Below are 12,311 nucleotides of genomic sequence, written 5' to 3' on the forward strand. Positions count from 1 at the left end.
TACCTAGTAGCCACACAAAAACCAGCTGTTTTTGAGTGCTACGCCGAAAGTTTAAACAAACGCTAACATACCTCATCACCAAAACGCAAAAACGATGACTACTACTACTACTTTGGAATGGCACACCCACGACGGCCTACGCATCGAGGCAGGGGCTTGGATGCCCACACAGCCCCCCATCGGAATGATTTGTATTGTCCACGGAATGGGCGAGCACTACCGCCGCTATGAGGCGCTGGCGCGATACCTCAATACCCAAGGCTGGGGCATCCTGAGCTTTGACCACCGTGGCCATGGGCGCTCCGAAGGCCAACGCGGCCACAGCCCAAGTTATGAAGACCTGATGCGTGACCTTGACCAAGCCCTACACCAAACGCTCACCTTAGCCGGAGGCGACGAAAAGCTGCCCCTTGTCTTGATGGGACACAGTATGGGGGGCAACTTGGTACTCAATTATGGCCTCCGCCGCCCACACCATACCTTGGCCGGGGTGATTGCCTCTGCGCCGTGGCTACGCTTGGTCAAGCCCCCTTCGGTCCTGTTGATGGGCGCGCTCAGGCTGCTCAAACCCCTAGTGCCCACCCTTAGCCAGCCTACCAAGCTCGAAGTCAGCGCCCTCTCCCGCGATGCCGCAGTGGTGGCCGACTATCAGGCCGACACCCTCAACCACGACCGCATCACGGCAGGCTTTTTCTTTGAAGTCAATCAGGCCGGTAATTGGGCCCTCTCTCAAGCCGAACACTGGAAAACACCCTTGTTGCTCTACCACGGCACAGGCGACCGCATCACCGCCGCAGCGGGCACAGCAGCCTTTGCCGACAAAGTAAAGCCCGCCCTACTGACCTACCGTGCCTGGGAGGGCTGGTACCACGAGCTGCACAACGAGCCCCAAAAGGAGGAACTCTGGCAGTGGCTTGTTCGCTGGCTGGAGGGCGTTCGGAAGCCTACTCCGGCGGAATAGGCATCGCACGTTCGGCCATTTGGCGTACCTTGCCCAAAAACCAAGTCGGCGCCAAGCGCTTCATCCACCACATCCGCCGCGCCTCACGGGGCAAGACCACATAGAGCTTGCCCTTGGCGGCCTTCTGGAGGGCTGTTTGGGCTACCTCCGCCGCCGACATCGTAGAGGCGTTCATCATCTTTTCGGTATGTGCTTTGACCGTATCGCCCCCACGGGCATACTGTGCGATGTTGGTTTTGAAAAACCAGGGCTGCAAGACCGTAACCCCAATGCCGAAGCCGGCTAGCTCGCTGTGTAGGGTTTCGGAAATAGCCACCACAGCGGCCTTGGTGGTATTGTAGGCCGCCATCCCCGGCGCACAAGCAATGGCCGCACAACTGGCCGTATTGAGGATGTGCCCCGAACGCTGCGTCTTCATCGTAGGGATAAAAAAATGACAGCCATACACTACGCCCATCTGATTGATGCCCACCATCCACTCCCAGTTTTCTAAGCCATAAGCCTCAAAAGCACCTCCATCGCCCACACCGGCATTGTTACAAAGTAGGTCGATGCCGCCTGCCTGAGCCAAAAACTCCTTGGCCACAGCAGCATATGCCCCCTTATCAGATACATCCAAGACATAGGTCAAGGGCTTGCCACCTTGGCTTTGGATTAGCTGCGCCGCCTTGGCCAACGGCTCGGGCTGTAGGTCGGCCATACCGATGGTCCAACCATCGGCAGCCAACTCCTGACACAAGGCCAAGCCCAGGCCCGAAGCCGCACCAGTAATAAAAGCACGCTTTTGGGGAAATTTGCGGGTAAGGGTATGCATGGTATCGTAAGGTTAATGGGTGTATTGTGTTAAACCTAAATACTTGTTCGTAATTAGAGGTTCAGCCCTTCGCTGAATATGGTGCGAATAATCATATTTTCGCTTTCTAAACCTCTTTCTTGAAACTTCAAAATACCGTTTTTGATGCTTTGTAGGCTTTTCTGAATCGCCTCAAAGCCCGAAAGATAAAAATAACCCACAGCCATACCACTAAACTCGCTTTCTGTGAGCAAGTGATTGACGTAATCAATCAGTAGGTTGTCCTTGGTATTATCTATGGTAGTTTTGCTCATATATTTTGTGTTTTATCAAGTCTCTGTTAGCAAGGCTCAGACTTTGATGACTTTCCAAGTCTTGGAGACTTGGAAAGTCTATTTGAAAAAACTTACTCATCTCCAATTAACAAATCATCAATACCTCCCAAATCTTGCTCTGACTGATGAAATAAAATATAAGCCTGTTTACCGCCAAACCATTCTAAAACCTCATCTCGTTTTATTTTACTCGGCTTATCCTGCAAAATCGTTTGATAAGCACTACAAGGGTAGTTGATAAAATCATTGGTCTTCAAGAACTGGAAAGCCTATAACTTGGAATGTTGGCAGTCTATGCAACTTGCCAAACTCCTCCAACTCCTTGGCCTTCTGTGCCTCCTCGACCAAAGGAAAGATACTCAGAATATAAGACAATTCCTCCAAATTTAAGTCATAAATCTTCGCTACCAAAGCATCGAGCTTGGCACGCAAATCAGACTTACCCAGCCCAAGCCCTGATTTGAACTCTGAACCTGCGCTCGTGGACAGGGCAATGGGCATCATACCCAGCACCATGGCGATGGTTATCATCAAAATAGGTCGTAAACGGAGCGTTGCGGCAGTCATCAATGCTTCATACGTCGGCTTACCTTCAGCTTTGAGTTGATTGGTAAAATCAACAATCAATATCCCGTTTTTGGCTACCAAACCCAACAGCATAATGATACCCATTTGTGTATATACGCTTATTGGTGTAATGGACAGGTTCAAAACAGTGAATGCACCAATGAGCGCCACAGGAATCGAGAATAAGACCACAAAAGGATACACAAAATTATTGTACAAGGCGACCATCAAGAGGTAAATACACAACAAGCCAATGCCGAGTGCAGAGAGCAATGCCCCAAGCGATTCTGCTTGCAGTTTGATGTCGCCTGTCCAGACGTAGCTTACATCGGCGGGAATGATGCTTTCGTCTTTCAAGAGTTCATCAATAGCAGCTCCTACGATTCCGGGTGTAGTGCCTTGGTTGTGTCCTGTGATGGTGAGAGAGGGCTGTCGGTTGTATCGCTCAAGCTGCGAGGGGGCTGTGCCAAGCGTGATGCTTGCAAACTGTGAAAATTTAACGGCTTGCCCTTGCTTGTTGATGATTTCCATATTGGCTAGATCATCGGGGTTTTTGCGGTCAAATTTATCTGCTATCAAGCGGATGTCATAGTTACTTAATCCATCTTTAAATTCAGCATCATCATTGCCATCGAATGCCGTCCGAAACGTACCGGCAATCATTCCCATATCCAAACCCAAGGTGGAGAGCTGCTCTCTGTCAATGCTTACATTCAGTTCGGGTGCACCGTCTTCTGCGCCTACTTTTACATTGTCCACACCGGGTATTTGTTGCATTTTGTCTTTTAGATTTTGTGCCACTACAAACAGCTTGTCGTAATCAGCACCTGTGAGTACAATTTGCAAGGGGGCAGCCCCACCTTTGATGCTTACTTTGCTTACTTCAGCATTCACGCTGGGCATTTTGGCAATGAGTTCATCACGCATCAAAAGCATAAATTCTTCGGTGCTTTTGTCTCGCTCTTTTTTGTCTACCAACTTTACAGAAATTTCTGATTTATTGGGCGAGCCCAAGCCACCGCCTACAATAGACGGCCCTCCGATATTGGCAAATACCGTTTTTACTTCGGGTTGTGAAAGCAAATAATCTTCTACGGCTCGGGTCTGCAGATTGGTGTTCTCAATAGAAAGTCGCTTGTCAAACTCTAAGCCTAAGGTCAGTTTACCTTGGTCGCCGGCTGCCACGAGTTCTTCACCCATAATGCCCAAGCTCATCATCCAGCCCAAGCCGCCAAAGCAAGAGTTGTATTTTTTGATGAGTTGGTCGAAGCTTCAGAAGCTTCTTCGGAATCAAATGTAGAAAATATTCAAAAGAAGACACAAAATATCCTCATAAAAATCTACTGACGAGGCAAGTCTGTGGAAGGCAAACGTTTCAAATAAAAAATCGGGGCTTTCATCATTTTTTTGGCAGACTTGGTCATGATAATTTGAGTAGTTTTTTGATTTTGAAGAAGTTTGTAGGGTGCTGATAGACATTCTATCAGGCCACATTACAATCACTTTAAAATTGTTGCAAGATGAAAACCCTCCTCCGCTTTCTCGCTTGCCTTTTGGGCTTCTTGCTTATTTTTTGTGTGCGCACGGCTTTTGCCCAAGACCTTGTGCTGCAAGGCACTGTAAGAGATGCCCAAACAAAAGAAGCTATTCCTTATGCCAGTATTTATATCAAAGGCAGCAATATCGGTACTGCCAGCAATAGCGAGGGCTTTTTTGTGTTTAAAGTGCCCGAAGACTTACAAAGCGGCATTTTGGTAGTATCTTATATCGGGCACGAGTCTTTTCAGATTCCCCTGCGCGCTGTTCAGAAGCCCGAGGCAATGGAAATACTGCTGCAAGAATCGGCCACTACACTCAAGGAGGTGAGTATTTCGGCGGCCTCTGCTGCCCAAATTGTGGCCAAGGCCTCTGAGCGTATTCCGCTCAATTATCCTTTGAGCAATACACTTTATACGGGCTTTTATCGGGAGTCGAACCTGCACCATCAAAAAGACAGCCCGGAGCGCTATTTTTATGTGATAGAGGCCGTAATCAAGCACAACAAGCCCTCTTACAAAAGTCCCCTGCCAGCGGGCGACATCAAGATTGAGAAAGTGCGCAAGGAGCAGTTTGTAGGTGATAGTACCAAATTCTCAAAATGGGCAGCAGGGGCTTTTACGCCCATACGCTTCGATGCCGTAAAAAAACGCTTCGACTTCCTCCGCCCCTCCACCCTGTCGAGATATACCTATACTTTGGAAGACTACACCACCTATCAAGACAGAGAGGTCTATCAAATCAGTTTCCAGCCTGCCCAAAAAAGCGCCGATTACGAAGGCACGATGTATATTGATACAGAAAGCTATGCCATCGTAAAAGTGGACTATCAGTACAGCCCCGAAGGCCTGCGCCGCGAAAACCAAAGCCGCAACTATACAGACCTCCTCCAAAGGCGCTTTAGGGTAAACTACCAAGCCCTTGCCAACAACAGATGGTACTTGCAAAGCCTGTGGCAAGAGGCCAAAGGCTACGACCGCAAGGCCAAGGATTATTATCGCTACCAAACCGAGTATGCCAGCACCCGCATAGATACCAATCGCTACGAGAAGTTTGAATATGCCGATAAAATACAGTTTGAAGAGGTTTTTTTGACAAAAAACGATGCTTATGACGAAAACTTCTGGAAAGACTACAACTTGGTGGCCGAAACCCAAAGCCTGAAAAGTATTTTGATTGATACAAGCTATCAGCTCAATATCCGAAAAGAACAAGAAGCAAACGCTTCTCAAAAAGCCACAAGAAAGCCATTATCTATCAGGTCGCTCTTTTCTTTTGATACTTATCTTTTGCAGGCGCAGGCGCAAAATGTACAGTTTCAATACAGCAACGCTGCCGGCAGCTTCGCCCTGAACGAAAGCCAAGATTTGCCAACTACCCGAGTGGCTTGGGGCAGCAGTTTTGGGATAGAAGTGGATGTTTATAAAGATTTTTATATTACCTTTCAGGGCGCTTTCGGGTTTAGTCGCGCAGGTTTCAGTGGGGTGGATTTGGGCAGCGGACATCGTTTTTTGTTGAACAAGCCGAAAAAACGTTCTATTTACCTGATTACTGAACTCGCTTACACTAACACGCGACTGCTGTTCAGAATCGCTGATTACAATAACAATAATGCCGAAAATATTGCCATAGAAGGTACTACTTTCGACAAAGAAACGGTGCGTGCAGAGTACTTGCAGCGACAATCGGCGCTCAAATTAAGATTAGGCTTGGAGGTGGAATTGGAGCGAAATATTCTGGCTTTTGTGCAAGTGGGCTATTTTATTCCTTTGCAAGAAAGCCATAGTCTGCTTTTCAGCGATAAAAATGAGTTTGGGCTGGTGGGTATGATTGGACAAAGGCGCAAAGAAGTAGATTTTGACAATCCGAGAGCCGCTGTGCAGCAAAACGGACAAGAAAGCAGGAATTTCCTCTTCAACAATTTGCTCTTTTTTAATGTTGGCTTTAAGTGGAATTTAAAGCTCCGACTTTAGCGCATGTATCATTTTATCAACTTTCTCAAAAGTTCTAGATTTTGGTTGCATTTCGCCTTTTGGTGTTGTGTGCTGCTGCTGATATTGCTTTATACTTCCGACCCAGAGGTGATTGTGGCCAATCTGCTTATACAAATTGTGGCTACGTATTTGGCACACCACTTGGTGGTGGACAGGTTCTACAAAAAAGGCCAATTCAAACACTTTCTGATTGCTTTTTTATCTTTTATTCTTATATATTCTGTGTTGATTTACTATCTGCTCATCTGGATTGACCTCAAAGACAGAGATGACTTTCTTTCGGTGCTGGTAGGTGTCTTTGCTTTTACCTTCTTTACTACCAGTGCCAAAATTGCCCGATACAGCTATTTCAAAGAAAAAGAATATGCCCGCGTGCAGATTCAACAGCTTCAGAGCGAGCTTTCTTTGCTCAAGGCGCAGGTCAATCCGCACTTTTTGTTCAATACGCTGAACAATCTCTATGGCTTGATTACGCAACATCAAAATGAGAAAGCCGCCGAAATCACCCTGAAACTCTCCGGCCTGATGCGCTACCTGCTCGAAAGCAGCAAGGCCGAAAAAGTGAGCCTGCACAAAGAGGTGCAGTTTCTGGAAGATTACTTGGCCTTAGAGCGCATTCGTTTGGCCAAAAATACCGACATTCGCTTCGAGGCTTCGGGCTTAGACAAAGAGGTTTTTGTAGCGCCGCTGCTGCTCGTTCCTTTGGTAGAAAATGCCTTCAAGCACGGCCTACAAAGTATTTCTGACCAAAATTTTGCGCATTTCAGTTTGTCTTTACAAGGCAATGAACTGTATTTTGAAGCCCAAAATTCTATCGGAAAAACCCTTGAAAGCCCAGCCCAAAGTGGTACCGGCTTGGCCAATCTGCGCAAGCGCTTGGCGCTGGCCTATCCCGAAAAGCACTTTTTGGAAATCGAAGCGCAAGTAAGTATTTTTAAAGCAACTTTATATATAAAGCTATGAAATACAGATGCCTGATTGTAGATGACGAGCCGATAGCGCGACAAATCTTAGAAAAATACATCGCACAGGTAGAGGCCTTGCACTTGGCAGGCCAATGCGGCAATGCCTTCGAGGCGCTGAATGTACTGCACAAAGAGGTGATAGATATTCTGTTTTTGGACATCAAAATGCCCACACTTTCGGGCTTAGACCTGCTCAAGACCTTACAAAATCCGCCCAAGGTGATTCTGACAACGGCCTTTTCGGAGTTTGGCGTGGAGAGCTACGAATACGGCATTACAGACTACCTGCTCAAACCCATTGCTTTTGAGCGCTTTCTGAAAGCCGTAAACAAGGTTTTGCTGCCCGGCCAAAAGGAGGCAGATACCGAAAAAACAGGCGAAAAAAGCAGCGAACAGGAGTTTATATTTTTTAAGGCCGATAAGAAAATCCACAAATTGTATTTCAAGGAAATCTTGTTTTTTGAGGGCTGCGGCAACTATGTGAAGGTATATACCGAGCAGGCACAGCCGTTGATGGTGCTGGAGAAGTTTGGCGACTTGGAAGAGAAGCTGCCCGCAAAACAGTTTCTCAGGGTACACAAATCCTTTATTGTGAATGTGGCGCATATCCAACAAATAGAAGGCAATACGCTCAAAATCAAAGATAAAAGTGTGAGCGTCTCGGCTACTTACAAGCAAAATTTGGAAAGCCTCTTCAACAGAAATCAATAAATATAGCTATCTTATGGCATCTATCAACAAGCGATATGGAAGCACTGAGAAGCTATTTCAATAATTTTATCAAACTGAGCGATGCCGAATGGACAGATTTTGAACATTGAAAAAAATCCAAATCTCAGACAGCGCCTTCCAATGGCTCAAAGCCAAATACCAAGCGATGGACTCAATGAATGCTGAGGCGTACCGAACATTTCTTTCAGAAGATTGTGAACTTCAATTCGGAAACAATCCGATGGTGAAATGTAACAATGAAATCATTGGTGGACTCAAGCATTTTTGGGAGGCTATCAATGGTTTAGACCATTCTTTTCTCAATATTTTAGGCAATGACAATCATATTGTGGCAGAGGCACTTATTGACTACACCCGCAAAGATAACCAAGTAGTACCACTTCCCTGTGTTACCATCATCGAGAGAAATGATGCAGGGTTGGCCTCAAGTATAAAGATTTTTATAGATACTATGCCTATTTTTTCGTAGCTTTAATTTTAAACTAATCCGCAATGGACAATCTCTTGGACAATGACGTATTTGCCAGCATCGGAACACAAAAATACTATGTGGAAGTACGCTGGCGCAATGGTACGCTCATTATGGACGAGCCCGAAAGCCTCAGTGGGCAAGACTTAGGCCCTGACCCTTATACTACTTTGTTGGCATCTCTTGCGGGCTGTACGCTTTCTACCTTGCGTATGTACATCAGCCGAAAAGAGTGGGATATTCCCGAAATCAGGGTGGCGCTAAATATGTACCAAAGCCAAGACCCCTTGCATACGACCATCAAAAGAGACATCAGCTTTCCGAATCTGATAGATGAAGACATCAAGAAACGCTTGCTGCTAATCGCCCAAAAATGCCCCGTTTCCAAAATATTAGAAAATAAAATTACCATCAATACCAGTATCTGAACATGGACGTACAGCAAGAAGACAATGGCAAAAAAGGGAAGTTTTTTGTTCTTGAAAATGGCCAACAAGAGGCAGAAATGACCTATACTTGGGCAGGCGACAGCCGCATTATCATAGACCATACCGATGTGGGCGAGGCACTAAAGGGCAAAAGTGCCGGCAAACAAATGGTGATGCAAGCCGTAGCTTTTGCCAGAGAAAAGGGCATAAAAATCATCCCCCTATGCCCCTTTGCCAAAAGTGTATTTGATAAAGTAGCGGAAATAAGAGATGTTTTATAAAACCCAATACGACCATGGACAAAAGTAACGTTACCAAAGAGTACAGCAATGGCGAAATCACCATCGTGTGGCAATCGGCCAAGTGCATCCATTCGGGCAACTGCGTAAAAAACAGCCCGGAGGTATTTCAGCCCAAAACAAGCCCTTGGATAAAACCCGAAGCCAGCAGCAGCGAGCAAATCATTAATACCATCAAAAAATGCCCTTCGGGAGCATTGAGCTACTACACCAACAAAGAAGAAAAAGAATAATATGGAAAGTTATAGCAATCTCATTGAAGCCATAAATGGCTGAAAGCGCAGGGCTATGTCGAGGATTTCAACCTCAAACAAAACTGTATCGAGTGCAGAGATGGCGCATACAAGGGTAACTTGGAGTATTTTCTGCTATATCTTTGTCTGCCAACAAAATTTATGCGTCTATAAAAAGCGCTGCTTATTTAATAATGCGGCGCTTCACCTTTCAAGAAATGCAAATTTTCAGGCGACAACAACAAGCGCTATCAATTCATTCTTGCAAAAAATACAGTTTGATGAGATTTTCGTCCCAAATATTTACTAAATTTGGGACGAAAAACCACAAGTAAAAACCACTAAAAACAGAAATCCTTATCAGTTTGGTGCAAAGCATTTATTTTTACCCAAATTTTTCCCCTTCAAAATCTTTCCTTAAGTTGCATACCAAATGTTCAGTATCTTATGTCCAAGAGCAAAACAAGCATCGAAGAAATCCTCCTGAAAAGTACCCTTGTCTTTCGGGCCAAAGGCTATTAGCGAACTTCTATGGCCGATTTGGCCGCTGCTACCGGCCTTACCAAAGGGGCATTTTATCACCATTTTGCCAGCAAAGAGGAGGTTATGAAAAAATCGCTGCAAGCCACTACCCTCTGGTTTGAGCGAAAGGTATTCGGCATCGCTTACCAAGAAGGCAGCCCCAAAGAGCGCCTCGCCAAAATGACAGAAGTACTTTTTGAGGCCTTCACCCGAAGCCAAGGGGGCTGTTTTTTCGCCAATACCATTTTAGAAACCGCACACGTCGAAGATACTTTCTTGGAGGAAATAGAGCATTTCTTCGGATTGTTTGAGCAGGCACTCTCCCACATCTTCCAAACGCAATACAGCAAGGGCTTGGCCCACCAAATCATTGCCGATATAGAAGGCTCCATCATCGTAATGCAGCTCCGCAAAGACCCGCAAATCCTCAAAGATGCCCTTAACAGAACTGCGGCAAGATTATAATTTTTTTATTACAAAACCTACCAAACGTTTAGTATTATACAAAACCCCATCACAGACAAACGCATCACCCAAGAAAACTTCCAAGTGCGCTGCGCCGACGGCGTAGTATTGCGAGGCATATTGCTCCTTCCCGAAAAGCCCAAGGCCGCCCTTCAGTTCAATGCTGGAACAGCCACCAAAAAAGAGTTTTATTTGCCTTTTTTAGAGTTTCTTGCCGAAAACAATTTTATTTGCTGCCTGTGGGACTATCGCGGCAGCGGCGATTCTATGCCCGAAGGCGGCCTCAAAAACTGCGATTTTACCTATTCCGACTATGGCCTCAAAGACATGCCCACCATCAAAGTATATCTCAATGAGCGCTTCCCCGGCCTGCCTTTTTTGTTTTTTGGCCACAGCGCGGGCGGGCAACAAATAGGCCTGATGCCCAACCTGCAAAACGTAAAAGGGGCTGTGAATTTTGCCGTTTCTACGGGTTATGCGCCCAATATGCCCTTGGGCTATCGCCTCATGTCCTCTTATTTTTTCTATATTTTTGCCCCGCTCAGCATCAAGCTTACGGGCTATCTGAAAGCCAAAAAATTTGGTATTATGGAAGATTTGCCCAAAAATGTGGTGCTGGAATAGCGGGCTTGGTGTGCCAAAAAAGATTACTTTTTTGATAAAAAATTCTATGGAAAAACGATTCCTTCGGGCAATTTCAAAAATTTCGACTTTCCCATACACGTCTTTTGGACGATAGACGACACCATCTCCAACGAAAAAAATACCAAGAACTTCTGGAAGCACATCGCCGGAAGTCGGCCTATTACTTTTCACAAAATCGTGCCTTCCGAATTAGGCGAAAAAAGTCTGGGCCATTTTGGCTTCTTCAAAAAGAAAATGAAGAACAAGCTATGGGCAAAGGCACTCGAAAAGTTGGAGGCGTTTTTACGCCAACAATCCCCCTCACTCAGCCTGCTCATAAGCCAAGGCAAAATCGCGCATTTGTGCAATGAGCGGCAGCGCCTTTTGGCCCTTTTCGCTCAGGCGGTACTCTACGCGCGGCGGCACTTCGCCATAGTTTTGGCGCAGCACCAAGCCGCTGTCTGTCAGGTTTTTCAATTCCTGAATCAGCATTTTCTCGCTAATATCGGGAATGGCTTTTTTCAGCGCCGAAAGCCGTAGGGCTTCTCCCGAAAGCTGAAACAAAATCAGGAGCTTCCACTTGCCCCCTAGCAGCTCCAAGGTGGTACGAATCGGGCAGCGATTACTTACTCGCAAGGCTTCTTTGCTCATACTTACAAAAAGGTTAGTACTACTTACTTTGGAAGGTACTGCAAATATACGGTATTTTGCAACACTGTTCCAAACCAGATACTTCTATGAAAAAGATTGCCCTTTTTGGTGCTTCCGGCAAAAGCGGCCAGCACTTTCTCACCCAAGTCCTTGCCAAAGGCTACCAAGTAAAAGCTTTGGTAAGGCAGCCTTCCAAAATCACTACAAAACATAAGGCTTTGGAAATTATCCAAGGCGATGTACTCTCTGCCGAAAAAGTAAGCGAAACCATCGCCGGATGCGATGTGGTAGTGAGCCTCTTCGGCCATGTAAAAGGCTCGCCGGCTTGGGTACAAAGCGAGGGTACTGCCCATATCGTAGCGGCCATGAAGCAGCACGGACTGGGGCGCATCATTTCGCTTTCGGGCGGCGGCCTGCCCTATCCCGAAAAAGACCAACCCAAATTTGCCGACAAGCTTATTCGCGGCATTATGCGGCTGGCAGTACCACAAATCCTCCGCGATGCCGCACGCCACCACGAGGTGCTCCGCGACAGCGGCTTGGCTTGGACGATTGTACGTGCCCCTCGCCTTACGCAGGAGGCTGCCCGCGGCCAATACCGTGTGGGCTGGGTAGGCGTAAATGCCAGTACCAGCATCGGGCGTGCCGACTTGGCCACTTTTATCCTCAGCTTGGTCGAAGATACGCAATACGACGGTCAAATGCCTTTTGTAAGTTATTGAAATCAGAAGAGGCTG

The 12,311-nt window shown here is 46.5% G+C and carries 16 protein-coding genes; 11 read left to right on the plus strand and 5 right to left on the minus strand.

From position 1 onward, the window contains the following. Positions 1-94: 94 nt before the first annotated feature. Positions 95-961 (plus strand): alpha/beta hydrolase, encoded by an 867-nt coding sequence (locus tag G499_RS0107345; protein ID WP_026999414.1) that lies wholly within the window; start codon positions 95-97, stop codon positions 959-961. On the opposite strand, the gene G499_RS0107350 is transcribed toward G499_RS0107345, so the two are convergent. From G499_RS0107350 to G499_RS19065, 4 genes are all read right to left on the minus strand, one after another. After that, positions 945-1,775, minus strand: a complete 831-nt coding sequence (locus tag G499_RS0107350; RefSeq protein WP_035726802.1) for an SDR family NAD(P)-dependent oxidoreductase — start codon at positions 1,773-1,775, stop codon at positions 945-947. The genes G499_RS0107345 and G499_RS0107350 overlap by 17 nt on opposite strands. A gap of 53 nt (positions 1,776-1,828) precedes the next feature. Further along, positions 1,829-2,068: a phospholipase D-like domain-containing protein gene (locus G499_RS0107355; RefSeq protein ID WP_026999416.1), complete on the minus strand. Its 240-nt coding sequence runs from the start codon at positions 2,066-2,068 to the stop codon at positions 1,829-1,831. Between the two features lie 92 nt (positions 2,069-2,160). Next, positions 2,161-2,346 carry a hypothetical protein gene (locus G499_RS0107360; RefSeq protein WP_026999417.1) on the minus strand — a complete coding sequence of 62 codons (186 nt, stop codon included), beginning with the start codon at positions 2,344-2,346 and terminating at the stop codon, positions 2,161-2,163. After that, positions 2,333-3,856 (minus strand): efflux RND transporter permease subunit, encoded by a 1,524-nt coding sequence (locus G499_RS19065; protein ID WP_161627712.1) that lies wholly within the window; start codon positions 3,854-3,856, stop codon positions 2,333-2,335. The genes G499_RS0107360 and G499_RS19065 overlap by 14 nt, the downstream gene beginning before the upstream one ends. Positions 3,857-4,176: 320 nt before the next feature. On the opposite strand from G499_RS19065, the gene G499_RS0107375 reads away from it, so the two are divergent. From G499_RS0107375 to G499_RS19080, 9 genes are all read left to right on the plus strand, one after another. After that, complete coding sequence (locus G499_RS0107375; RefSeq protein WP_026999418.1) at positions 4,177-6,165, plus strand: carboxypeptidase-like regulatory domain-containing protein; 1,989 nt, start codon at positions 4,177-4,179, stop codon at positions 6,163-6,165. A gap of 243 nt (positions 6,166-6,408) precedes the next feature. Then, positions 6,409-7,149 (plus strand): sensor histidine kinase, encoded by a 741-nt coding sequence (locus G499_RS19070; RefSeq protein WP_161627713.1) that lies wholly within the window; start codon positions 6,409-6,411, stop codon positions 7,147-7,149. Beyond that, positions 7,146-7,862: a LytR/AlgR family response regulator transcription factor gene (locus G499_RS0107385; RefSeq protein WP_026999419.1), complete on the plus strand. Its 717-nt coding sequence runs from the start codon at positions 7,146-7,148 to the stop codon at positions 7,860-7,862. Before G499_RS19070 ends, G499_RS0107385 begins: the two co-directional genes overlap by 4 nt. A 106-nt stretch (positions 7,863-7,968) precedes the next feature. Next, positions 7,969-8,352, plus strand: coding sequence for a nuclear transport factor 2 family protein (locus tag G499_RS21000; RefSeq protein ID WP_051296041.1), 384 nt, complete (start codon positions 7,969-7,971; stop codon positions 8,350-8,352). 23 nt (positions 8,353-8,375) lie between these two features. Then, on the plus strand, positions 8,376-8,780 hold the full coding sequence (locus tag G499_RS0107395) for an OsmC family protein (protein ID WP_051296043.1): 405 nt from the start codon (positions 8,376-8,378) through the stop codon (positions 8,778-8,780). Positions 8,781-8,782: 2 nt separating this feature from the next. Beyond that, a complete protein-coding gene (locus G499_RS0107400; protein WP_026999421.1) occupies positions 8,783-9,061 on the plus strand; it encodes a GNAT family N-acetyltransferase in 279 nt (92 codons plus the stop codon). 14 nt (positions 9,062-9,075) lie between these two features. Next, positions 9,076-9,312, plus strand: a complete 237-nt coding sequence (locus G499_RS0107405; RefSeq protein ID WP_026999422.1) for a (4Fe-4S)-binding protein — start codon at positions 9,076-9,078, stop codon at positions 9,310-9,312. 531 nt (positions 9,313-9,843) lie between these two features. After that, positions 9,844-10,299: a TetR/AcrR family transcriptional regulator gene (locus tag G499_RS0107410; RefSeq protein WP_026999423.1), complete on the plus strand. Its 456-nt coding sequence runs from the start codon at positions 9,844-9,846 to the stop codon at positions 10,297-10,299. Positions 10,300-10,383: 84 nt separating this feature from the next. After that, positions 10,384-10,923 carry an alpha/beta hydrolase family protein gene (locus G499_RS19080; RefSeq protein WP_051296045.1) on the plus strand — a complete coding sequence of 180 codons (540 nt, stop codon included), beginning with the start codon at positions 10,384-10,386 and terminating at the stop codon, positions 10,921-10,923. Positions 10,924-11,244: 321 nt separating this feature from the next. Here the strand turns inward: G499_RS19080 and G499_RS0107420 are convergent, their stop codons facing one another. Beyond that, positions 11,245-11,574, minus strand: coding sequence for a winged helix-turn-helix transcriptional regulator (locus G499_RS0107420; protein WP_026999424.1), 330 nt, complete (start codon positions 11,572-11,574; stop codon positions 11,245-11,247). Between the two features lie 86 nt (positions 11,575-11,660). Between G499_RS0107420 and G499_RS0107425 the strand changes: the two genes are divergently transcribed. Next, a complete protein-coding gene (locus tag G499_RS0107425) occupies positions 11,661-12,296 on the plus strand; it encodes an NAD(P)-dependent oxidoreductase (protein ID WP_026999425.1) in 636 nt (211 codons plus the stop codon). Positions 12,297-12,311: the final 15 nt, after the last annotated feature.

The organism is Eisenibacter elegans DSM 3317 (assembly GCF_000430505.1).
In the GTDB taxonomy this organism is placed as follows: domain Bacteria; phylum Bacteroidota; class Bacteroidia; order Cytophagales; family Microscillaceae; genus Eisenibacter; species Eisenibacter elegans.

What these genes read in the sequence shown, in the direction of transcription:
- G499_RS0107395 (WP_051296043.1), top strand. Translation starts at nt 8,376, where the DNA reads ATGGACAATCTCTTGGACAATGACGTATTTGCCAGCATCGGAACACAA.
- G499_RS0107410 (WP_026999423.1), top strand. Translation starts at nt 9,844, where the DNA reads ATGGCCGATTTGGCCGCTGCTACCGGCCTTACCAAAGGGGCATTTTAT.
- G499_RS0107345 (WP_026999414.1), top strand. Translation starts at nt 95, where the DNA reads ATGACTACTACTACTACTTTGGAATGGCACACCCACGACGGCCTACGC.
- G499_RS0107425 (WP_026999425.1), top strand. Translation starts at nt 11,661, where the DNA reads ATGAAAAAGATTGCCCTTTTTGGTGCTTCCGGCAAAAGCGGCCAGCAC.
- G499_RS0107350 (WP_035726802.1), bottom strand. Translation starts at nt 1,775, where the DNA reads ATGCATACCCTTACCCGCAAATTTCCCCAAAAGCGTGCTTTTATTACT.
- G499_RS0107400 (WP_026999421.1), top strand. Translation starts at nt 8,783, where the DNA reads ATGGACGTACAGCAAGAAGACAATGGCAAAAAAGGGAAGTTTTTTGTT.
- G499_RS0107355 (WP_026999416.1), bottom strand. Translation starts at nt 2,068, where the DNA reads ATGAGCAAAACTACCATAGATAATACCAAGGACAACCTACTGATTGAT.
- G499_RS0107375 (WP_026999418.1), top strand. Translation starts at nt 4,177, where the DNA reads ATGAAAACCCTCCTCCGCTTTCTCGCTTGCCTTTTGGGCTTCTTGCTT.
- G499_RS0107405 (WP_026999422.1), top strand. Translation starts at nt 9,076, where the DNA reads ATGGACAAAAGTAACGTTACCAAAGAGTACAGCAATGGCGAAATCACC.
- G499_RS19065 (WP_161627712.1), bottom strand. Translation starts at nt 3,856, where the DNA reads ATGGGTGAAGAACTCGTGGCAGCCGGCGACCAAGGTAAACTGACCTTA.
- G499_RS0107385 (WP_026999419.1), top strand. Translation starts at nt 7,146, where the DNA reads ATGAAATACAGATGCCTGATTGTAGATGACGAGCCGATAGCGCGACAA.
- G499_RS0107420 (WP_026999424.1), bottom strand. Translation starts at nt 11,574, where the DNA reads ATGAGCAAAGAAGCCTTGCGAGTAAGTAATCGCTGCCCGATTCGTACC.